This window comes from Proteus sp. G2626, assembly GCF_009915985.1.
GTDB classification, from domain to species: domain Bacteria; phylum Pseudomonadota; class Gammaproteobacteria; order Enterobacterales; family Enterobacteriaceae; genus Proteus; species Proteus vulgaris.
Map to the genome: position 1 here is coordinate 1 of NZ_JAABNH010000028.1, position 21,004 is coordinate 21,004.

20 protein-coding genes and 1 tRNA gene are annotated in these 21,004 nt (G+C 38.3%); 10 read left to right on the top strand and 11 right to left on the bottom strand.

The window, feature by feature from the left end:
* From GWJ05_RS15860 to GWJ05_RS15875, 4 genes are all read left to right on the top strand, one after another.
* Positions 1-2,983 (top strand): beta strand repeat-containing protein (locus GWJ05_RS15860; protein ID WP_237585142.1); only part of this gene is annotated, 2,983 nt, incomplete at its 5' end.
* 104 nt (positions 2,984-3,087) lie between these two features.
* Positions 3,088-4,341, top strand: a complete 1,254-nt coding sequence (locus tag GWJ05_RS15865; protein ID WP_036932655.1) for a TolC family protein — start codon at positions 3,088-3,090, stop codon at positions 4,339-4,341.
* Between the two features lie 24 nt (positions 4,342-4,365).
* Positions 4,366-6,537, top strand: coding sequence for a type I secretion system permease/ATPase (locus tag GWJ05_RS15870; RefSeq protein WP_087802653.1), 2,172 nt, complete (start codon positions 4,366-4,368; stop codon positions 6,535-6,537).
* A gap of 16 nt (positions 6,538-6,553) precedes the next feature.
* A complete protein-coding gene (locus GWJ05_RS15875) occupies positions 6,554-7,813 on the top strand; it encodes an HlyD family type I secretion periplasmic adaptor subunit (RefSeq protein WP_036932653.1) in 1,260 nt (419 codons plus the stop codon).
* A 193-nt stretch (positions 7,814-8,006) separates the two neighbouring features.
* Here GWJ05_RS15875 and GWJ05_RS15880 read toward each other — a convergent pair.
* The 4 genes from GWJ05_RS15880 to mutY form a co-directional block, all read right to left on the bottom strand.
* Positions 8,007-8,082, bottom strand: a tRNA-Phe gene (locus GWJ05_RS15880).
* Between the two features lie 260 nt (positions 8,083-8,342).
* The gene (mltC, locus tag GWJ05_RS15885) at positions 8,343-9,413 is read right to left on the bottom strand and encodes a membrane-bound lytic murein transglycosylase MltC (RefSeq protein ID WP_036932651.1); all 1,071 of its coding nucleotides are present in this window, start codon (positions 9,411-9,413) and stop codon (positions 8,343-8,345) included.
* A gap of 63 nt (positions 9,414-9,476) precedes the next feature.
* The gene (locus GWJ05_RS15890) at positions 9,477-9,749 is read right to left on the bottom strand and encodes an oxidative damage protection protein (RefSeq protein WP_006534840.1); all 273 of its coding nucleotides are present in this window, start codon (positions 9,747-9,749) and stop codon (positions 9,477-9,479) included.
* 29 nt (positions 9,750-9,778) lie between these two features.
* Positions 9,779-10,819: an A/G-specific adenine glycosylase gene (gene mutY, locus GWJ05_RS15895; protein WP_036932649.1), complete on the bottom strand. Its 1,041-nt coding sequence runs from the start codon at positions 10,817-10,819 to the stop codon at positions 9,779-9,781.
* A gap of 217 nt (positions 10,820-11,036) precedes the next feature.
* Here mutY and trmB point away from each other — a divergent pair, with 217 nt between their 5' ends.
* The 5 genes from trmB to GWJ05_RS15920 all read left to right on the top strand — a co-directional run bounded on the left by trmB (position 11,037) and on the right by GWJ05_RS15920 (position 14,961).
* A complete protein-coding gene (gene trmB, locus GWJ05_RS15900; protein ID WP_161681503.1) occupies positions 11,037-11,756 on the top strand; it encodes a tRNA (guanosine(46)-N7)-methyltransferase TrmB in 720 nt (239 codons plus the stop codon).
* Entirely contained in the window at positions 11,756-12,082 is a 327-nt protein-coding gene (locus tag GWJ05_RS15905) for a YggL family protein (protein WP_006534836.1), read from the top strand. The genes trmB and GWJ05_RS15905 overlap by 1 nt, the downstream gene beginning before the upstream one ends.
* 74 nt (positions 12,083-12,156) lie before the next feature.
* Positions 12,157-13,083: a glutaminase B gene (glsB, locus tag GWJ05_RS15910; protein WP_036932645.1), complete on the top strand. Its 927-nt coding sequence runs from the start codon at positions 12,157-12,159 to the stop codon at positions 13,081-13,083.
* A 22-nt stretch (positions 13,084-13,105) separates the two neighbouring features.
* Entirely contained in the window at positions 13,106-13,843 is a 738-nt protein-coding gene (locus GWJ05_RS15915) for a DUF2884 family protein (RefSeq protein ID WP_036932643.1), read from the top strand.
* Between the two features lie 167 nt (positions 13,844-14,010).
* Complete coding sequence (locus tag GWJ05_RS15920; protein ID WP_036932642.1) at positions 14,011-14,961, top strand: siderophore ABC transporter substrate-binding protein; 951 nt, start codon at positions 14,011-14,013, stop codon at positions 14,959-14,961.
* Between the two features lie 115 nt (positions 14,962-15,076).
* Here GWJ05_RS15920 and hemW read toward each other — a convergent pair whose 3' ends face one another.
* The 5 genes from hemW to GWJ05_RS15945 are packed head-to-tail and all read right to left on the bottom strand — an operon-like array spanning position 15,077 to position 18,912.
* Complete coding sequence (gene hemW, locus GWJ05_RS15925) at positions 15,077-16,207, bottom strand: radical SAM family heme chaperone HemW (protein ID WP_036932641.1); 1,131 nt, start codon at positions 16,205-16,207, stop codon at positions 15,077-15,079.
* Positions 16,200-16,793 carry an RdgB/HAM1 family non-canonical purine NTP pyrophosphatase gene (gene rdgB, locus GWJ05_RS15930; protein ID WP_036932640.1) on the bottom strand — a complete coding sequence of 198 codons (594 nt, stop codon included), beginning with the start codon at positions 16,791-16,793 and terminating at the stop codon, positions 16,200-16,202. Before rdgB ends, hemW begins: the two co-directional genes overlap by 8 nt.
* Positions 16,794-16,804: 11 nt before the next feature.
* Positions 16,805-17,362 carry a YggT family protein gene (locus GWJ05_RS15935; RefSeq protein ID WP_036932637.1) on the bottom strand — a complete coding sequence of 186 codons (558 nt, stop codon included), beginning with the start codon at positions 17,360-17,362 and terminating at the stop codon, positions 16,805-16,807.
* An 18-nt stretch (positions 17,363-17,380) separates the two neighbouring features.
* Positions 17,381-18,199, bottom strand: coding sequence for a pyrroline-5-carboxylate reductase (gene proC, locus GWJ05_RS15940; protein ID WP_036932636.1), 819 nt, complete (start codon positions 18,197-18,199; stop codon positions 17,381-17,383).
* A gap of 14 nt (positions 18,200-18,213) precedes the next feature.
* Positions 18,214-18,912 (bottom strand): YggS family pyridoxal phosphate-dependent enzyme, encoded by a 699-nt coding sequence (locus GWJ05_RS15945; protein ID WP_087802644.1) that lies wholly within the window; start codon positions 18,910-18,912, stop codon positions 18,214-18,216.
* A gap of 21 nt (positions 18,913-18,933) precedes the next feature.
* On the opposite strand from GWJ05_RS15945, the gene GWJ05_RS15950 reads away from it, so the two are divergent.
* A complete protein-coding gene (locus GWJ05_RS15950) occupies positions 18,934-19,938 on the top strand; it encodes a type IV pilus twitching motility protein PilT (protein WP_036932633.1) in 1,005 nt (334 codons plus the stop codon).
* Between the two features lie 43 nt (positions 19,939-19,981).
* On the opposite strand, the gene ruvX is transcribed toward GWJ05_RS15950, so the two are convergent.
* Together ruvX and GWJ05_RS15960 are read right to left on the bottom strand one after the other, a co-directional pair.
* Complete coding sequence (gene ruvX, locus GWJ05_RS15955; protein ID WP_036932632.1) at positions 19,982-20,401, bottom strand: Holliday junction resolvase RuvX; 420 nt, start codon at positions 20,399-20,401, stop codon at positions 19,982-19,984.
* Positions 20,401-20,964, bottom strand: coding sequence for a YqgE/AlgH family protein (locus tag GWJ05_RS15960; protein ID WP_036932630.1), 564 nt, complete (start codon positions 20,962-20,964; stop codon positions 20,401-20,403). The genes ruvX and GWJ05_RS15960 overlap by 1 nt, the downstream gene beginning before the upstream one ends.
* Positions 20,965-21,004 lie beyond the last annotated feature (40 nt).

Here is a 21,004-nt window from a genome sequence, read left to right on the forward strand (position 1 = left end):
TGAAGAGCTAAAAGACGGTGTACAAACTGAAGTCACTGTGCCGGGAGGTAGTGCTGAAGGTGATACATTGACGCTGACTATCACTAAACCAGATGGTAAGACAGAAACAGTTGAGCACACACTGACAGCAGATGAAGTGAAAGTAGGTAAAGCGGATGTAACTATCCCAGCAGATAAAGTTACGCCGGATGGTAAATATTCCGTCACAGCCGAAATCAAGGATCCTGCGGGTAATACCAGTGGCCAAGGTCAACCAACTGACTTTACGGTTGATACCCAAATTCCGGGTGATACCGACGGTGATGGTGTGGTGGATACAACACCCGTAGTGACTATTCCAGAAGCAGCTAACGGTGTAAATGCCGAAGAGCTAAAAGACGGTGTACAAACTGAAGTCACGGTACCGGGAGGCAGTGCTGAAGGTGATACATTGACACTGACTATCACCAAGCCAGATGGTAAGACAGAAACAGTTGAGCACACACTGACTGCAGATGAAGTGAAAGCAGGTAAAGCGGATATAACTATCCCAGCAGATAAAGTTACACCAGATGGTCATTATTCTGTTAAAGCTGAAATTACTGATCCTGCGGGTAACACCAGTGGTGAAGGTAAACCAGCAGACTTTATGGTAGACACAGTTGCACCATCGGCACCGGTATTAAATGCGGAAGATAATGGCTCTGTTTCCGTCGAACTGCCGAAAGATGCGAATAAAGGGGATACTGTTGAAATTACTTTTGAAGATGAAAACGGTGACAAACAGACTGTAACAATGGAGAAAGGGGATAATGGCTGGACATCCAGTGATCCTAATTTGATCCCTGACAGTAATGGCGATAGCACCACAATTCCGTATGATAATGTAAAAGATAACAGTGAAGTCACCGCTGTTGCTAAAGATCCTAGCGGTAATGAAAGTGATCCAGCAACTGCGACATCCAAAACTGATGTGTTACCAACGGTGAGTATTAGTGTCGATACAACATCAACGGATGATAAAGGGGATAAGATTGGTGCAGCTGCCTCTGTTTCTGGGAAAGTTATAGATGTTCCAGCAACCATTGAGGATAACGATGATACTACGGGATTAGTGTATACCGTTGCTCTGGATCACGTTGCATCACAGGATGTGACCGTAACAATCTCCTTAACAAATGGTGCGGGTTATGCGAGTGCGCCAGATTATTCAACGTTGGCTGGTTCTCAACATGACGGAAAAATAACCTTACATGGTGATACAGGCAAAGTGACATATGATGGAGCCTCAACAGTAACGGTTGTTATTCCTGCTGGCTCTAAGAGCGTTTCATTTATCGTTGATCCAACAATGGAAGCTAACCAGAATGCATTTAATGCAGAAGGTATGGAGAAAGTGGTTGCAACCATTACGGGAACATCTGATAACGCTACAGCGGTGACGGATACTGTAAATAATGCAGGCGCTTCAGCCACGGGCGTTATTTACGATGGTAACCCAATTTCATTACGTAATTTAGACGGTGATTTCACACTAAAATACTCATTATCGTCATCAGTGGCAGAAGGTGGGGATTTTGGATATACCATTGGTGTTAATAGTGGCAAAAATGACCCAATGGTAACCACCAACTATAATGACACACTTTATGTTGGTTATTACCAGGATGGAATGGAAACAGCATCATATAGTAACGTGGCTAGCTCTCTGGATAACGGTGCTGACGGGGCTAAAACAGACGGTAGTGCGAGTATTACTACGGTTGATTTAGGCGCGGGTGATGACTTGATGGTTATTCGTGGCAATATGTTAACGAATACACGAGTCTATGCTGGTGAAGGTAAAGATACCTTTACTATGGATGGCATGAATACAGCAATGCGTGTTATGTATGCGGGTAGTTATCTCTTTATGGAAGCTGGTGATGACACTGTTACCATTAAACGTACAGGAAATCTGGCGAATGATGGTCAAATTTATTTAGGGTCGGGTAGCGATACATACATTCAGGGAGATGCGAAGACTGAAAATAATACTGAATTGTCTGGTTTATTAGATCTAGGTAGCGGTACTCAAGCTAAGTCAAATCTGCCAAAAGAGTATCTTTCTGTTTATCAGGACGGCAGTAATTTAAGCCTGGGTAATGATAATAATATTGACGCGACCACAGATGTTAATACTGTCACTATTTATGGCTCTGTATCCGGTGAAATTTTAGGTGGATACGGTAGTGATAATATTACGGTAACTAAAAACCTGACTGGTAATATTTCTGTCGGCGACAATGCGGATACCTTAACAGCCGGATGGATTTATGGTGGTAATACGGTCTCTATGGGTGACGGCAATGATACTGTTACTGTCCTTGATGGTGCATATAACACAACTATTTCACTGGGAGCAGGCGATGATGTATTTGATACCACTTCTGGCGTAATGGGGGATTCTGTTTATAACACCATAGTCAATGGTGAAGACGGAAATGACACTTTTAAATTAGGCACAATTGCTAAAAATCTGATCATTGATGCTGGTGCTGGGGATGACACTGTTGTTCTGACAAAAGACTATGATTCTACCTCCTCTGGTAATCAAGGTTATATTAAAGGCGGAGAAGGTAGCGATACCTTGGTTCTGACAGGAACAATCTCCGTCAATCTAGCATCCAGTAAAAATGAAGGTATTACTGGCTTTGAAAAAGTGGATATGACTGTTGGTTCTGATCTGAAGGCTAGTAATGAATCTCAATTAGTCAAATTAACAGCATCGGATGTATTGGGTATGAATACAAATTCAACCATTTATATTTCCGGTGATGCTAATGATAAAGTTGATTTGGGTGCTGATGGTGCAGGAAGTTTAGGAACATTCACTGCAACGGCGACAACAGTTAAAGCAACCGCATTAGATGGAACTGAGCATACTTATACGCTTTACAGCAGTGTAAGTGGGGCAAATGTCTATATTGATAATAATATTATCGATAACGGAGGCGTTTTTTAATTATCAGTTTTAATTAAATCTAAGGCTACCCATTCGGGTAGCCTTATTATCCAATCATAAATTTTTTATATTTAGATTGCGCTTGCTTATTAGAGGTAATATCTGTGTTTTCTATAAATAAACTCAAAATAATAACAATTATTATTTTTGGAGGCGTATTTTTTAATTCACATGCAAATTCTTTGAAATATATATTAAATAATTCATTAAATAATGCACCAGAGTTATTAGAAGCTAAGGCTGATGTAGATATAGCTGTTGCTCGTGTTAATCAGGCTCAAGCTCAGCACTTTCCTATATTAAGTGTGACTGGAAATAAATTATTAGGTCAATATCATCGTGATAGCCGTGATTATGATGATAATAATTTTATTCCCGGACTTCACGGTGAATTAAATCTCTATTCTTTTGGTGGAATAGAAAGTGATGTTGAACGTAATGAAAAAGAACAGCTTTATTATCAATTTAAATACAGCGAAACTAAAGAAAATATTGCTTATACTATATCTAATCTCTATTTAAAAGCATTGCTAGCCAAAGAATCTATTACGGTAAAGAAAAGAAGTTTAGATAGACATAATAAAATTATAGCTGAATTAAATGTGATCGCCCGTAATGATGAAGGGCGTATTTCTGAATATGTTCAGGCAGAAGCAAGAAAAATATTAGTAGAGCAAGATATTAATCATTATGAAAAAGAATTAATGACAACATTAAGTACGTTATCAAAATATACAGGATTTCCTGTTGGCGAAAGTGATCTTGTCAATCCTTTTGAAGGAATGACGGTTAGTGATATGTATCGGGAGTTTACTGCAGAAAATAATAATAAAAATCCAGCCTATCTTGTCAGTCAGGCTGATATCGATGCTAAAAAAATGGGCGTTAAAGTTGAAAATAAAAAACAACTACCAAGAGTTAATTTAACTGGAAATATAACTAAAGATGATCGTCAAATAGGTATTGATGTGACATGGGATATTATTAACTTCTCATCACTCTATTCTGTGGATGAAAAAGTAAGTCAGTTAAATGCAGCTCAGCAGAGAATGGATCGGGTTATTAGAGACATTGAAGAAGCAAGGCGCTTGTCGGTTATTAATATTCAAAAAAGTACCCAAAAATTAAAGATATTAGATGCGCAAATTTTGTCATCGACAAAAGTCGTTGATTTTTATCAACTGCAATTTAATGTTGCACGCCGTTCTTTGTTAGATGTTTTGAATGCAGAAAAAGAATTATCAGATGTTGAATTATCTTATGCCACGACATTGAATGATCTCAGACAAGGGATGCTTGATTATTTGTATGCACAAGGAACGCTTTCTCACTGGGCGCTTAACTCACTCACACACTAATAAGCTAAGGTAAATATTGTAGTTATGAAATTGATCATAGAAGGTCTTTCTCTTACAACTCAGTTATTAGGTACACACTTATCTGTGGCTACACTGACTGCGCATACAATCCGTACCGCAAAGATGGGAATTGATTTTTCATCGCTGATTGAGTACCTGAAGAGTGAAGGATTTGAAAACACATTATCACAACGTTTGTTGGATGATATTCCCTCTTTGGCGATGCCAGTGTTGTTATTATTAAAAAATGAAGAGAGTGCTGTTTTAACTGAAATTTCATTTGATGAAGCCGGACAGCGAAAATATAAGATTCAACAAGTTGATGGTTTATCTGTATGGTTTACTCAACTTGAATTAAGTGAAAAGTATTTAGGTTATTGCTGGTTTATTAAACCTCGTACTATAGTTGATGTTCGTTCAGAGTTGCCTGAATATACAATGCCTAAAGCATGGTTTTTTAAAGTGATATGGCGCTTTAAAAAATATTATTATCAAATTATTCTCGCTACATTCGTTATTAATTTTCTAGCACTTGTTAGTTCATTATATGTCATGAATGTTTATGACAGAGTTATACCAAATAAATCTTATGAAACGCTTTGGGTTTTAAGTATAGGGGTTATTATTGCGATATTATTTGAATTTACAGCAAAAATGATCCGAGGGCGGTTAACTGATATTGCAGGCAAAAAAGCAGACTTAATTATCAGTTCTGCTTTATTTAGAAAAGTGACTAACCTTAAGTTGAAAGAACGTCCTCAATCATCAGGTTCTTATGTTAATAATTTGCGAGATTTTGAATCTGTTCGTGACTTTATGACGAGTGCGAGTTTATTAACATTAGTTGATATGCCTTTTTTAATTTTATTTGTATCTGTAATTGCAGTTGTTGGTGGTAGTTTAGCTTTTGTACCACTGACGATAATTCCACTAGTTATTGTTGTCGGATTTTTAGCTCAAATCCCTTTATCTAAATATATTAATGAATCGATGAAGGAATCATCTCAAAGGCAGGGATTAGCGGTAGAAGCTATTGAGGGAATAGAAACATTAAAAACGAATAATGCCATGAATTGGGCGCAAAAGCGTTGGGACTATTACACCGCAAAAACAGCATCTTCATCAATGAAAGTTAAAAATATCAGTAATTTTGTCATTTATTTTGCAGTTATGATGCAACAATTGAATACGATATTTTTAGTAATTATAGGTACTTATTTAATTCATAGTGACGACCCTGCAAATAAAATTACGATGGGAGCATTAATCGCAACGGTTATTTTATCAGGCAGAGCCTTATCACCATTAGGACAAATTGCGGGCTTAGCTGTGCGCTTTCAACAGGCTTGGGTCGCCTTAAAAGGCGTAAATGACATTGTTGAACGACCTTCAGAGCGTGAACCGGAAAGAAAATACATTACGCTGAAACAAATTAATGGAAATATAAAATTCCATAATGTTTCATTTGCTTATAATCAAGATAATAGCAGTGTGGTCAAAAATTTATCATTTGAAATAAAACCTGGTGAAAAAGTTGGCATACTCGGACGTATTGGTAGTGGTAAATCAACGACCTTAAAATTAGCTACTGGGTTATATCCGGCGGAACAAGGAAGTATCACTCTGGATGATGTCGATATTCGCCAAATAGACCCTCATTATTTACGTAATCAGGTTTTGTTATTAGAGCAGGAGCCAAGGCTGTTTTTGGGTAGTTTAAGAGAGAATCTTGATTTAGCCCGTATGGATGGTTTTTCTAGTGATCAAGACTTAATCATGGCTTTAAAGCGATTTGGTTTAGATAAAGTCATTAGAAAACACCCGAGAGGGTTAGATATGCCCTTGGGAGAGAATGGGTTAGGTCTTTCCGGCGGGCAAAAACAAATTGTCGCCTTGGCTAGAATGACGATGAGAAATCCTAAAGTTGTCTTACTGGATGAACCAACAACGGGACTTGACCAATATTCAGAAATCCAGGCATTAAATGCTATTTCAGCATGGTGTCGCACAAGAACATTATTAGTCGTTACGCATCGGCCTCAGGTACTCAGTATCGTCAACCGAATAATTGTTGTAGATAACGGTAAAGTTGTGATGGATGGGCCTAGAGATGCGGTTTTACAGCAGTTAGCCAAAAATGAAAAAGAAAAACAAAAACAAATAACTGTTCACTCAAATGCCCAAATAGATAAGTAAGATTGAGAACGTTGAAATGGAAGAATTAAATAAAAAACAAGTGACGCCTTCAAGTCATTCTAAAGAAGTCTTTTCTAATAAAGACTTAGCACTTTTAAATGACTTACATGCGGCGCTTCAGAATGAAAAACATCATAAAAGTTTTATGATGATCACAATGTTACTGATCTTTGTAGTTATTTTTGTTATTTGGGCATGGAATAGTAGTCTCGAAGAAGTGACTCGGGGGCAGGGCAGTATTATTCCGAGTAGCCGTGAACAGATAATTCAAACACTGGATGCTGGTATATTAAAAAGCATGGAAGTCAAGGAGGGGGATATTGTTGAAAAAGGGCAAGTTTTGTTAACGCTGGATGATACTCGCTCATCAGCCATTTTGAGGGAAAGTGAAGCAAAAGTTGATAATCTTGAAGCGATTCGAGCAAGACTGAAAGCGGAGGCCTATTCTACTGAACTTAAATTTCCAGAGGGGTTAGCTACTGATTTAGTGGCACGAGAAACAACAGTATACAATATACGTAAAGAGGCGCTCGAATCAGGGGTAAATAATTTACAAAAAAGCAAAGCCTTATTAGACAGAGAAATAGCAATAACAAAACCTATTGTTGCACAAGGCGCTATGTCTGCTGTGGAGTTATTGCGAATAGAACGTCAGTCAGCCGATATTCAGTCACAGATAAATGAAAAGAAAAATAAATATTTAACGGAAGCAAGTGCGGAATTAGTTAAAACAGAAGCAGAATTAGCTCAGGCAAGGGAAAATATGGCTGGGCGTGCGGATCCAGTAGAACGAGCATTAATACGGGCACCATTAAGAGGAATTGTTAAAAATATACGTATTAATACTGTTGGTGGAGTAATTTCAGCTGGTCAAGATATTATGGAAATTGTTCCATTGGAAGACCAATTATTAGTTGAAGCTTATATCAACCCAAGAGATGTTGCATATGTTCGTACAGGAATGCCGGCCTTAGTCAAACTGACCGCTTATGATTACGCTATTTATGGTGGATTGGAAGGTACTGTGACTTTAGTCAGTCCAGATACATTACATGATCAAAAGAGACCCAGTGATTTAAAACTTAATCAGGATGAAGCTTTTTATCGCGTATTAGTCACAACGCAGAACAGCCATCTTACTGATAAAAATGGAAAGGAATTACCCGTTATTCCCGGGATGATTGCTGGTGTGGATATTAAGACGGGTGAGAAAACGGTGTTTCAATATTTGATTAAGCCAATTACAAGAATGAAGCAGGCTATGCAAGAAAGATAACACTATTCTAATACATTACAGCCTTATTAATATAATAAGGCTGTAATAGAAATTATCTTATTAAGAAAATAAGGAAAGTAATAAGACAACAAAGGAAATTTTCATGTTTAAACGAGTCGGTATTAGTTTTAATATTGAAAATTTATAAACCTAGAAAGCAAAAAACCAGCCATAAGGCTGGTTTTTCTAAAGATGGTGCCCGAACTCGGAATCGAACCAAGGACACGGGGATTTTCAATCCCCTGCTCTACCGACTGAGCTATTCGGGCAACGGGGCGTATTAAACCTGATATCGCTTTGCTCGTCAACGTTATTTATCACAAAACCGTTTGATTGCTGTTTTTTTAAACTTATTGGTTAATAAAACACTACTTACTATGGAAAAAGAGTAAAAATAAATCATCATGTATTTTGCGATAATCAAAATACATGATGATAAAGCAATTTATAAAGTTTCAATCAGAGGCTCAATAACAACAAAGCTTACCCAATAATGTTGGATAAGCCTTGTTGTTAAGTTAAGTTACAATTAGCGATAGTTGCGTTGAGCTGTGCTGACCTTCTCAAGATAACGACGAGATTGGTCGGCAGGGTGCTTATTACGTAATGTGGTATACACTTGCGCGGGTTCTAAATCGTTAATCATTGCAGCCGCTTTTTTCTTATCATTATGAAATATTCGTAACACACTACCAGCACCACCGTTGTAAGCCTGTATAACGGCGTAACGGCGAGAAACAGGATCTTTGATATCTCCAAGGTAACTGTTTTGCAGTATTGAGATATAAGCCGCTCCTGCATCAATATTATTAGCAGGATCAAACAAGTAACCACGGCTTGGTTGCCCTGACTTGCCTTGCATCCGGAAAACATCACGCCCTGCTGTTGCTGGCATAATCTGCATTAAACCAAGTGCATCAGAACTACTCACCGCATATGGGTTGAAACTTGATTCAATTTGCATAATTGCCAAAATCAGTGAAGGTTCAACACCATATTTAGCTGCTGCTTGTTGAACTAATGGTAAATACTTATGAGCACGTTTATCAAGATGATTAGGAACAAGATTAAGGGTGACATACCAAATCGTATTCATACCAGATTGACGTTTTTGTAATTTATTGGCGATCAGATAATCTGCAAATTTATTGGCTCGCCATTCCCAACGTATTGGTTGCCCTGTGTTATCGAGTACTTGTCCTAATAAAAAAGGTTCTGTGCTGTGAGGGATATTATTGACGTCAGAATAGAGGTCGATAGAGCCTGGATCTTCGCCCATCAATAACGTTGTGACTATTGCCTTATGCAATTGAAATTGAGGTGCATCATCACCTAAAGTTTCTATCGTGATCGTACCAGCTTCAAAATTAATATGGCTACGTGTTTTATAAGCATCAGTATATTTTACGTAGTCTTTAGGGCCTGCGATTAATACTTCCTTCATACCCCAAATCATTTCGATATTATTGGCAAATTGCCCCATAAGAATATCGAACGCATTGGTATCCTTTGCGTAATCAGGCTCAAATGTTTTCGGTGGTTTGCTACTACAAGAAATGAGTAGAGGGGCGATAATCAGCAAGAGAAGGATTTTTTTCATGGTCAATTGCATCGCTATGGTGAATAAAATACCAGAGCCTAAAAGGCTCTGGAAATATGAATATTATTTTTCAGGTGGAGTATAGCCGTCAATATGAACATCATGGCCTTCGAATAAAAATCGCACCATTTCTTGTTCTAAGAGTTTGCGATCATCAGGATTCATGGTGTTAAGTTTTTTTTCATTGATAAGCATGGTCTGTTTTGCCATCCATTGAGCCCATGCTTCTTTAGAGATCTCATTGAAAATGCGCTTTCCAATTTCTCCTGGGTACAACTGAAAATCAAGTCCATCAGCTTCTTTGTTTAGGAAAGTACAAAAAATAGTTCTGCTCATAATAAATCCTCAATATCGCAGGGATTAGCTTAGGCTAATTGTCTAAGTAAATTCTCTACAGGTGCTGCCAACCCTACGGTTGCAGGAGTCTGTAAGTTATACCAAAGTCCTTTTTGCGCCTCCATCATAGAAGTAAACGTTGAGAGTTTTACGCAAATTGGCACAATATCTAAATGAAAGTGGCTAAAGGTATGTCGAAATGAAATCAATTGTTCTGATTTATTATTCTCAAGTCCATGCTCAGTTATCCACTGTTCTAAAAGTGCTTTTGTTTCAAACTGAGGGAAGGAAAATAGCCCACCCCATATTCCTGCTGGAGGTCTTTTATCCAACCAAACAAGATTATCATACTGTAAAATAAGAAAATAAGTTGTTTTCTCAGGGATGACTTTTTTCGGTTTTTTCCCAGGATAATCCGCCCAATTGTTTTGAGCATAAGCAATACAACCCTTATTTAATGGGCATAACTCGCATTTAGGTTTACTTCTTGTACAAACCATTGCACCTAAATCCATCATCGCTTGATTGAAATACTCTACGCCTTCAATAGGGGTAACGTTTTCACTTATTTCCCACAATTTATTTTCAACTTCTTTTTTACCAGGCCAACCTTCGATTGCATAACAGCGTGCTAAAACCCGTTTCACATTACCATCAAGAATAGGAAAAGGTTGCTTTAGTGATAATGATAAAATAGCACCTGCTGTCGAACGTCCAACGCCAGGTAAAGCACAAACGTGCTCAAAGGTATCAGGAAACTGTCCTTGATGTTTATCTACAATGTGTTGTGCTGCTTTATGTAAGTTTCTGGCTCTTGCGTAATACCCAAGGCCGGTCCAAAGATGAAGTACTTCATCTAATGGTGCTTTAGCCAATGCAGTGACATCCGGAAAACGTGCAATAAAACGTTCAAAATAAGGAATAACTGTCGCCACTTGGGTTTGTTGCAACATAACCTCTGATAACCAAACGTGATAGGGCGTTTTTTCTTGCTGCCAAGGGAGCGCTTTACGCCCATATTTGTGATACCAATTGAGTACGGCTTGCGAAAATTGCAGTGCTTCCATCATGTTTTATTTTATTAACTCATGTTTTGATTAAGGTAAGATTGCACCACAGAGAGGATAAACTGTAAACACTCTTAATATTTATCTTATAGAGTGATGCTTCTATGTGTGACTCTTGCTAAACTTAGGGATCTTTGGATAATGTCGGTTAAGTTTATACCCTAGCGACATTATAACGATTTTAAGTAAATAATTGGCCTAACGACTGACAGTATTAGACATGATCAAGAATGTAATTTCTCCGGAATTCAATGAAGAAGGGCGTGCTTTACGGCGTGTTCGTAGTTTTGTTCGTAGGCAAGGCCGTTTAACTCCTCGTCAAGAACAAGCATTAGAAATACAGTGGCCTATTTTTGGCATTGAATATCAACCGGAACCCATCGACTTCAGTCAGGTTTTTGGACGCGAAGCACCTGTTATTTTGGAAATTGGCTTCGGTATGGGCGCATCGCTCGTGACTATGGCAAAAAATACACCAGAAAATAATTATTTCGGTATTGAAGTACACGCACCAGGTGTGGGTGCTTGTCTTGCGAGTGCTGAAGAAGAACAATTAAGTAATCTGAGAGTGATGTGTCACGACGCGATCGAAGTGCTCAATCATATGATCCCAGATAATAGCTTAAAAATGGTTCAGTTATTCTTCCCTGATCCATGGCACAAAGCGCGTCATAATAAACGTCGCATTGTTCAAGTGCCTTTTGCAGAATTAATTTTAAAAAAATTAACGTTAGATGGTGTTTTTCATATGGCAACAGATTGGGAACCATATGCAGAACATATGCTTGAAGTGATGACAAGTGTTGAAGGTTATCAGAATTTGTCAGAAACTCAGGATTATGTACCACGACCAGAAACACGCCCCGTGACTAAGTTTGAAAAACGCGGTCATCGTTTGGGGCATGATGTATGGGATCTTATGTTTAAGAGGGTAAAATAATGGCTAAACAACGTAGTCGCCGTTTACGCAAAAAAATGCGTATCGATGAATTTCAGGAATTAGGTTTTTCAGTTAAATGGACTTTCCCAGAAAATACCCCAATTGAGGAAGTGGATCGCTTTGTTGATGAACTGATCCTCAAAGTTATTGAGCCAAACGGGCTGGCATTTGATGCAAGTGGTTACCTGAGCTGGGAAGGCCTAATTTGCTTACAACAAATTGGTAAATGTACAGAAGAACATCGCCAATTAGTCGAAAACTTCCTAAAAGAGAATAAAATGCAAGATGTACAGACCTCTGAGCTATTTGATGTTTGGTGGGACTGATAGAAAGTTATACATTTAGCAAATAATAACAAGGGCATCCAAAAGGATGCCCTTGTCTGTCTGGGGAAGGGACTGTGATTACAACGTTATCTAACACATTACTGTCAGATATTTTGCAACAAATTCGTCCATTAATAGGACAAGGAAAAGTCGCGGATTATATTCCCGCGTTAGCTCAAGTGTCTTCAGAACAGTTGGCTATAGCTGTTTATACGGTGGATGGTGAGCTTTATCAATCGGGTATGGCTGACAAGCGTTTTTCTATTCAGTCTATTTCTAAAGTACTGAGTTTGACACTCGCTTTAACTCGTTATGAAGAAGATGAAATTTGGCAACGTGTAGGAAAAGAACCTTCAGGTTTGCCTTTTAATTCTTTAATACAGTTAGAGATGGAAAAAGGGATACCGCGAAACCCTTTTATTAATGCGGGTGCTATTGTTATCACCGATATGTTGCAGTCTCGATTAAGTGCACCAAAGCAAAGAATGCTAGAAGTGATTCGCTTTCTAACGGATGCTCCTGATATTTGTTATAACGCAGTTGTGGCTAAATCAGAGATGGAACATCTCAGCAGAAATGCGTCAATCGCGTATTTAATGAAATCTTTTGATAATTTTGAAAATGATGTTATCACGGTACTGGAAACCTATTTTCATTATTGTTCAATAGAAATGAGCTGTACTGAATTAGTTCGATGTTTTAGTTATTTAGCCAATCAAGGTATAAGTGTTGGGAATAAAAATCAGATTATTACGCCAAGACAAACCCGCCAAATAAATGCGTTAATGTTAACCTGTGGTATGTATGATGGTGCCGGTGAATTTGCATTTCGTATTGGCATTCCAGGAAAGTCTGGTGTGGGTGGTGGTATTATTGCTGTTGTCCCTGATGCTTTTACTGTTGCTGTTTGGTCACCAGAGCTGGATAAATCAGGTAATTCATTAGCAGGTTGTGCAGCACTTGAATTATTAGCAAACAAAGTAGGGCGCTCGATTTTTTAGCCATGTTTTCAGGAGAGTTGTTATGAATTTAAGAAATATTGCTGTAGCACTGTTTTTTGTTGCTGGCTTTGCCAATGCATCCCCCAGTTTTGATTGCGCTGTAATGCCAAAAGATGATTTACGTATTACTCCTGAGTTTGTTGAAGTTGCTGGCTCACAGGGTTTAATGGTCATTTATCCCGATGGCACATTATTCCAAAATGAAAAAAGCGCCACATTGACGCCGCAACAACAAGCGTTAGCAAAGAAGTATCAAGCCACAGTTAGACGAGATGTACCTTGGTTAAGAACTGAAACAGGGGTAAAACTGCAAGATTCTCGCAAGGTGCTCGATAAAGTGGTAATTGAAGCTTTTGGTAAAGAAAGTAATATTCTCAATAGATTAAGTCGATTAGAGAAAGATCTTAATCAACAAATGGATAGAGTGGTCAGCATAGAACCGAATAACATTACATTCCATTCTCAAGCCATTAAAGACGTTGAAGCCAAAGGCCGTGAAATCGTAGAAAGTAGCCTAGGTGGTATGTTGCAAGACAGCATTAATGAGTTGGGGAAAAAACAGTTATTAGCTGCCGCGGGTGGTGACAGTAAAAAAGCCTTAGGTGGATTATTAGGAAACTTAGATGGTTTTCAAAAAATTATAGATCAGGAGTGGAAACAGCAAGAAGCTGCATTTACTCAATTTGGTCAGCAAGCTTGCAGCAAAATAACCCAGATGGAAAGCCAACGGGTGGAGCTTGTTAATTCTCTAAAAAAATAATGATACTCCTCATGCTTCAAGCGATATCTTGAATTATTTAGAGTATATAAATTGCTAGCTCACAACAATTGAAAACAATAATGAAAATCATTCTTATTCAATTGACTTATGAGATGAGCTGTTTAGAATGCCCTGTTTGAGTATTCCACTTAAACAGGGCAAAATTAATGAAGAAGATCCTTCCTTTAGTTATCGCATCTATCCTTTCTGTAACCAGTTTCTCTGCGTTAAGCAAAACGCCAATCGAATACCAACCTAACCAAGTTATTAGCCAGCACAATGACAAGATGGTGATTAAACACCTATTAGGTGAAACGTCGGTCACTAAGAACCCTTCAAAAGTGGTTCTATTTGATTTTGGTCTTTATGATTCTTTAGTTCAGTTAGGTTTAGCCGATAAAGTGGTTGGGCTACCGTTAGGTAATGCGCCTGCCTATATTAAAGGAAGTATTGCAAGTAACGTGGCTAATGTTGGTGGCATGAAAGCGCCTGACTTAGAAAAATTAGCCGAAATTAAACCTGATTTAATTATTATTACAGGTCGCCAAGGTGCCTCATATGATGCTTTAGCGAAAATTGCACCAACCGTTAATTTAGGTACTAACAGTGCAAATTATCTCAATTCAGTTGAGTCAAATATTAAATTATTAGGTGAATTATTTGATAAACAGCAAGTGACTCAAGAGCAAATTGCTAAATTAAATACTGTTATTGAGCAAGCCCAGAAAAAAGCAGCAGGATCTGACAAAAAAGTTTTAGTACTATTACATAACGCTGGCAATTTAATGCCTAATAATCAAAGTGTTGTTTATGATATTGTTAAAGCTAAAAGAGCTGAATTACCGCCTGTTGCTGAAGAAGAGAAAGGCAAGCGTCGTGTAGTTACATCAGAAATGATTGTTCAAGCTAACCCAGATGTTATTTTTATTATTGATCGCAGTGAGGCCATTGGTGCGGGTAAATTAGAAAAAACAGCGTTTGAAGATGGTGCTATAAAATCAACATCAGCCTATAAAAATAGTGGTATTGTTTATCTACAAGCTGATCTTTGGTATCTTTCTGGTGGTGGTTTAGACAGCTTAACTAAACAAATTGAAGCGGTAGAAAATGCACTTTAATTGGCTTAACCTTAAGATTTTTATGGTGTTTTAAGGTTTGCAATAAAGAAAAATGCCCAACTGTGAATAATCAGTATGGGCATTTTTTTAAGCTAGCTATTTGAAATCAGCAATATTAAAGAAATAACTCAAGCAATGAATTGAGGAACAGCTTGCCATGAGGTGTAATTTGCCAGTGAGTGTCTGATTCACTGATATAATCTAAAGCCAAAGCTTCATCTATTTGATGGCGAATAACTTCTTCGGAAAGTCCCGTATAATCGCTGAAATCTTGTCTTGGAAATGCTTCTAATAGACGAAAACGGTTCATAAAAAATTCAAATGGACGGTCATCATTATCAACAAAATGTTGCTGATCGAGATAACGGCCCTCCATAAAACCTTTAGGATGCTTGGTTTTTACTGTTCGCATTATGCGACCATCTTCAAAGCTTATTTTTCCATGAGCACCACAACCGATACCTAAATAATCCCCGAAACGCCAATAATTTAAGTTGTGCTCACATTGAAAGCCCGGTTTGCAATATGCTGATGTTTCATATTGTTGATAACCTGCGGCTGTCAATAATTTGTCACCTTCTGAGAAAATATCCCACAGCATATCGTCATCAGGTAATTTAGGCGGACGAGAGCCAAATTGTGTATTGGGTTCAATGGTTAATTGATACCAAGACAAATGTGGTGGGGATAACTCTATTGCTTGCTGTAAATCCGAAAGCGCTTGAGATAATGATTGGTCTGGTAATCCATGCATTAAATCTAAATTAAAGCTACGTAGCCCTAATTCTTTGGCTAAACGAGCCGCGTTTTTAGCTTCATCCGCATCATGAATGCGCCCCAAACGGATCAGTTTATCATCACCAAAACTTTGCACACCAATAGAAATACGATTTACACCCGCACGTTGGAATCCGGCAAAGCGTTCAGCTTCTACGGTTCCTGGATTTGCTTCCATGGTAATTTCTGCAGTCGGGCTAACAGCAATACGCTCTTTAACACCATAGAGTAAATCAGCCATTGACTCAGCACTTAATAAGCTAGGTGTACCGCCTCCAATAAATATGGTTTGAACTTTACGGGAGCCAACGTGAATAAGATCGGCATCTAAGTCATTGAGTAAATGTTGCACATATTCCTGGTGCGGTACTTCACCCTTTAGTGTGTGTGAGTTGAAATCGCAATAAGGGCATTTTTGTACACACCAAGGAATATGGATATACAAACTTAATGGAGGCAACTTAAGCATTCTTAAGGGCATCCAACATTAATTTAAGTGCTTTACCACGATGCGAATGCTGATTTTTTTGCTCTTTTGTTAATTGTGCTGCAGTACAATTTAATTCAGGAACAAAGAAAATAGGATCGTAGCCAAATCCACCTTCGCCGTGCATATCGGTGCTTAATATACCGTGCCAAATACCGTGGAAAATCAGTGGCGTTGGATCGTTTTCATGGCGCATATAAACCAATACACAGTTAAATTGTGCTTGGCGTTTTTCAGTTGGTACATCTTTCATTGCATTAAGCAATTTATCCAGATTTTGCTGATCGCTTGCATCAATCCCTGCATAGCGTGCTGAGTAAATACCTGGAGCACCGCCTAAAGCATTTACTGAAATACCCGAGTCATCGGCAATGGCAGGTAGACCTGTTACTTTTGCCGCATGGCGCGCTTTAATAAGCGCATTTTCAACAAAGGTTAGGCCTGTTTCTTCAACAGAATCAACACCAAGCTCTGTTTGAGCAACAATATCTAAACCGAAATCAGAAAGCAAAGAGGCTAGCTCTTTGACCTTTCCCGGGTTTCCTGTCGCGAGCACCACTTTTTGCATGCATGTTATCCTTAGTAAAGTGTTACGCTAAGTAACCATTGTAAAACATCTACACGCAGATAATTCAAGGCGTAAAGCACAAGAATAACAATCATTGCAGAGAAATCTAATCCACCCATTGCCGGAATAATACGGCGAATTGGTGCCATTAACGGTTCTGTTAATTGAAATAAAAGATGATCAATCGGGTTACGGCCTTGACTTACCCAGCTAAGGATTGCACGGATAATAATCAACCAGAAAATCATTTTTCCCGCAGCTGTTAAGAGTTCAATAAAGGCAAACGGAAACATAAGTGAGAAAGGAATTGATGTTCCAGATAGGTAAGATGGAATAATAATACCTAATAGAATTAATACATATGCCAGTAAAACTGAGGCTGTATCAATAGGGCCAATAGAAGGAATAAAACTTCTTAATGGGCGAATAACGGGCTGTGTGATTTTGACGATAAACTGTGAAAAAGGATTATAAAAATCAGCTCTGACACATTGCATCCAAACACGTAATAGAAGCACGGATGTGTAGAGTTGAAGAAGAGTCAGAATGACGAAATTTAAAAAATTCATTAGTTGGCCCTGATGAAATTAAAATTGTTTTTCCATTTCTTGTGCGCGTTTAATCGCAGCTTGCATAGCAGAAGCGACGTTTTCAGGTAATTTACCTTCATAAAACTGCATAAGCGCAGCCGCTGTCGTTCCACCTTTTGATGTTACCTGCTCGCGTAAAGTTGAGAAAGGTAGCATATGTTGTTTTTCAGCTAAGGCAGTAGAGCCACTTGCCGCTTGTTGCACGATGGCTCTTGCTACATCAGGTGAAAAACCTAAACGTTCAGCTTCTTGTTGCATTGATTCCATAAACAAGAAGAAATAAGCGGGTGCACTACCAGCAACGGCGATAATATCATTGATGGCAGATTCTTGCTCTACCCAAACGGTTATGCCGACACTTTTCATTAACTCATCAGCAAATTGTTTGTCTTGAGATGAAAGCGAATGAGGTGCAAACATACCACTTAATCCTTTACCCACAAGCGCCGGTGTATTTGGCATAATGCGGACAAGCTGTAATGGTGTTGCAAAATAGTCATTATAACGGGCTGATGGAATGCCAGCCGCAATAGTAAGGACTAACTTTTTACGCATATCGATATTTTGTAAGAGCTTACAAACTTCTTCCATCATTTGAGGTTTTACAGCTAGTATAATGACATCCGCTTTTTGCACTGCGTTAATATTGTCATTAGTACTATGGATACCAAACTCTTTTACTAAAGGTTCTCTGCGAATAGCGGAAGGTGAACTGACGGTTATTTTTTTTGCGGGATATCCACCTTGAACCAATCCAGCAATAATGGCTTGAGCCATATTTCCAGCACCAATAAAAGCGATGTTACGATGTTCCATATAAACCTCTATTTTTACTTAGTCGCGTAATCTCTTGCACCAAAAATTGCTGTACCAATACGAACAAGTGTTGAACCACAAGCAATAGCCGCCTCCATATCATTTGTCATTCCCATAGATAATGTATCGATGTTGGGATATTGAGATTGTAACTGCTTAAAGGCGAGGTGCATTTTTTCTAGTACTTCCACTTGTTTATCATAATGACTTTCAGGTGCAGGAATGGCCATTAATCCACGTAACTTGATGCCTGAAAGAATAGAAATTTGTGCTGCTAGTCCATCAAGTTCAGTCAGATTAATACCTGATTTGCTGTTTTCATCACTGATATTGATTTGAATAAGTACATTCAATGGTGGCAATGAAGCAGGACGTTGATCACTTAATCTTTGAGCGATTTTTAGTCTATCAATGGTATGGCACCAATCAAAATGTTCAGCAACAAGGCGTGTTTTATTTGACTGTAAAGGGCCGATAAAGTGCCAAACTAAGGTGTTGTTATCAGAAAAATAATTAATTTTGTCGACACCTTCTTGGACATAATTTTCGCCAAATTCAGTTTGTCCACATGCGATTGCTTTTTCGATGTCACTCGCAGGTTTTGTTTTACTCACTGCAAGCAGTGTTATTTCTTCTGAAGAACGGCCGCATTTTTGCGCTGCGGTGTCAATGTGAGACCTGACATTGACGAGATTCTGTTTAATAGTATTCATGGCAACTCAGGAGATAATAAGATGAAAATGGAAAATTTAATTGCATATAGTGTAAAGCATAACGCCTCTGATCTGCATCTTTGTTGTGGCGATGTACCACGATTACGGATCAATGGTGTACTTTATCAACAAAATCAATGTAAACCTATCACTTCTGATATTCTATTAACGTGGTTACAACCTTATTTAAGTGATAGTCAAAAACAAATTTTTGAGGATGAAGGGCAAATTGATATAGCTGTAACATTGGTGAATGGGCAACGGCTTCGTGTGAATTTATTTTGCCAACAAAAAGGATTTTCTGCGGTATTAAGAATAATCGAAACACAAATTCCCTCCTTAGATAAACTTAGAGCACCTAAATCGATAGCAACGTTATTAGATAACTATTCACATGGGCTTATTTTAGTGACTGGTGCGACTGGCAGTGGTAAATCATCGACATTAGCCGCGATGATCAATTATTTAAATCAATATCAACGTCAGCATATTTTAACATTAGAAGATCCCATTGAGTTCATACATAGCAATAAGCAAAGTATTGTTCAGCAACGAGAGATTGGACGTGATGTTCAAAATACTGTAAGCGCAATAAAGAGTGCCTTACGTCAAGATCCAGATGTTATTATGTTAGGTGAGTTAAGAGATGCACAAAGTATTAAATTAGCCTTGACGGCTGCTGAAACAGGGCATTTAGTCCTCGCTACTTTGCATACTAAAGGCGCAAAACAAACACTTGAACGCGTCACTAACGTATTTGCGGGCAATGATCGTCAATGGGTTTCATCACAATTAGCATGTAGTTTAAGAGCAATTATTTCACAAGAACTGGTGCCGTCAACTGATGGTGGGCGAGTGGCATTATTCGAAATAATGCAAGTTACTCCGGGTATTTCACACCTTATTAGAGAAGGGAAATATCATCAAGTAACAACATTAATGCAAACGGGGAGTGAACATGGCATGCAAACCTTCATGTTAAGTCGCCAACAACGTCAACATGAAGGATTGATTCAACGAGATTAGTTAGTGAAGAGTAAGAGCGAACGTTTGGTGTTACTGGCACTTGTTAGCATTGCTGTTCAAACCAACTTTCAAGAATAATAACGGCAGATGTTGCATCCACACTGCCTTTATCCAAAGAACGGTAACCACCACGTTCAAAAAGGTGAGAGCGAGCTTCAACGGTACTAAGTCGTTCATCATGCAAAGCAATTTGCACCCCAAATCGACCATGTAAGCGATTAGCAAATTTTTTCGCTTGTGTTGTGACTAATTGTTCTGTGCCATCCATATTAAGAGGTAGACCTACAATGACTAAATCAGGTTGCCACTCTTTTATAATTTTTTCGATTTGAGACCAATCAGGAATGCCGTCTTTGGCTTTAAATGAAGCTAAAGGCCTTGCGGTTCCAGTGATTTCTTGACCAATAGCAACGCCAATACTTTTAGTGCCGAAATCAAAGCCCATTACTGTTCTGTTTGACATTAGGCGTGACCTGCTATAGGTGAAATAGTGTGGATATTAATCCCAATTAATTCAGCAGCTTTATGCCAACGTTCAGCAATAGGAGTATCAAAAATAATTTGAGGCGATGCTTCAACTGTGAGCCAACTATTTTCTAAAATTTCTTTTTCTAATTGGCCTTGCTCCCAACTGGAATAACCTAAAGAGACCAATGTTTTTTCGGGCTGTCTTGCAGTGCCTAAGGTTTCTAATACATCTTTGGATGTTGTGATCATGGTGCTATCACTGATTTTTATACTGGAGCTAAAACCTGACACAGGAGTATGTAAGATAAAACCATGCTCTTCGGCAACGGGGCCTCCTGACATCACCGGTTTTTGTAAACTAATCGCTTCATCTCTATCCGTTGAAAAAATATCCAGTTGATCTAATACGCCTTCTACTGAGATATCTTCGATAGGTTTATTAATAATTAAGCCCATCGCACCGTTTTCATTATGTTCGCAAACATAGACGACCGAACGCTCAAATAACGGATCGTTCAATGAAGGCATAGCAATAAGAAAATGGTTAAGTAAATTCATAATAGTAATACTGTTCCCTGATCATTTTTAGTAAAAAACC

Excerpts from the sequence above, each read along its gene's own strand:
- GWJ05_RS15870 (WP_087802653.1), top strand. The coding sequence starts at position 4,366 with ATGAAATTGATCATAGAAGGTCTTTCTCTTACAACTCAGTTATTAGGT.
- GWJ05_RS15875 (WP_036932653.1), top strand. The coding sequence starts at position 6,554 with ATGGAAGAATTAAATAAAAAACAAGTGACGCCTTCAAGTCATTCTAAA.
- mltC (WP_036932651.1), bottom strand. The coding sequence starts at position 9,413 with ATGAAAAAAATCCTTCTCTTGCTGATTATCGCCCCTCTACTCATTTCT.
- GWJ05_RS15890 (WP_006534840.1), bottom strand. The coding sequence starts at position 9,749 with ATGAGCAGAACTATTTTTTGTACTTTCCTAAACAAAGAAGCTGATGGA.
- mutY (WP_036932649.1), bottom strand. The coding sequence starts at position 10,819 with ATGATGGAAGCACTGCAATTTTCGCAAGCCGTACTCAATTGGTATCAC.
- trmB (WP_161681503.1), top strand. The coding sequence starts at position 11,037 with ATGATCAAGAATGTAATTTCTCCGGAATTCAATGAAGAAGGGCGTGCT.
- GWJ05_RS15905 (WP_006534836.1), top strand. The coding sequence starts at position 11,756 with ATGGCTAAACAACGTAGTCGCCGTTTACGCAAAAAAATGCGTATCGAT.
- GWJ05_RS15915 (WP_036932643.1), top strand. The coding sequence starts at position 13,106 with ATGAATTTAAGAAATATTGCTGTAGCACTGTTTTTTGTTGCTGGCTTT.
- GWJ05_RS15920 (WP_036932642.1), top strand. The coding sequence starts at position 14,011 with ATGAAGAAGATCCTTCCTTTAGTTATCGCATCTATCCTTTCTGTAACC.
- hemW (WP_036932641.1), bottom strand. The coding sequence starts at position 16,207 with ATGCTTAAGTTGCCTCCATTAAGTTTGTATATCCATATTCCTTGGTGT.
- rdgB (WP_036932640.1), bottom strand. The coding sequence starts at position 16,793 with ATGCAAAAAGTGGTGCTCGCGACAGGAAACCCGGGAAAGGTCAAAGAG.
- GWJ05_RS15935 (WP_036932637.1), bottom strand. The coding sequence starts at position 17,362 with ATGAATTTTTTAAATTTCGTCATTCTGACTCTTCTTCAACTCTACACA.
- proC (WP_036932636.1), bottom strand. The coding sequence starts at position 18,199 with ATGGAACATCGTAACATCGCTTTTATTGGTGCTGGAAATATGGCTCAA.
- GWJ05_RS15945 (WP_087802644.1), bottom strand. The coding sequence starts at position 18,912 with ATGAATACTATTAAACAGAATCTCGTCAATGTCAGGTCTCACATTGAC.
- GWJ05_RS15950 (WP_036932633.1), top strand. The coding sequence starts at position 18,934 with ATGAAAATGGAAAATTTAATTGCATATAGTGTAAAGCATAACGCCTCT.
- ruvX (WP_036932632.1), bottom strand. The coding sequence starts at position 20,401 with ATGTCAAACAGAACAGTAATGGGCTTTGATTTCGGCACTAAAAGTATT.
- GWJ05_RS15960 (WP_036932630.1), bottom strand. The coding sequence starts at position 20,964 with ATGAATTTACTTAACCATTTTCTTATTGCTATGCCTTCATTGAACGAT.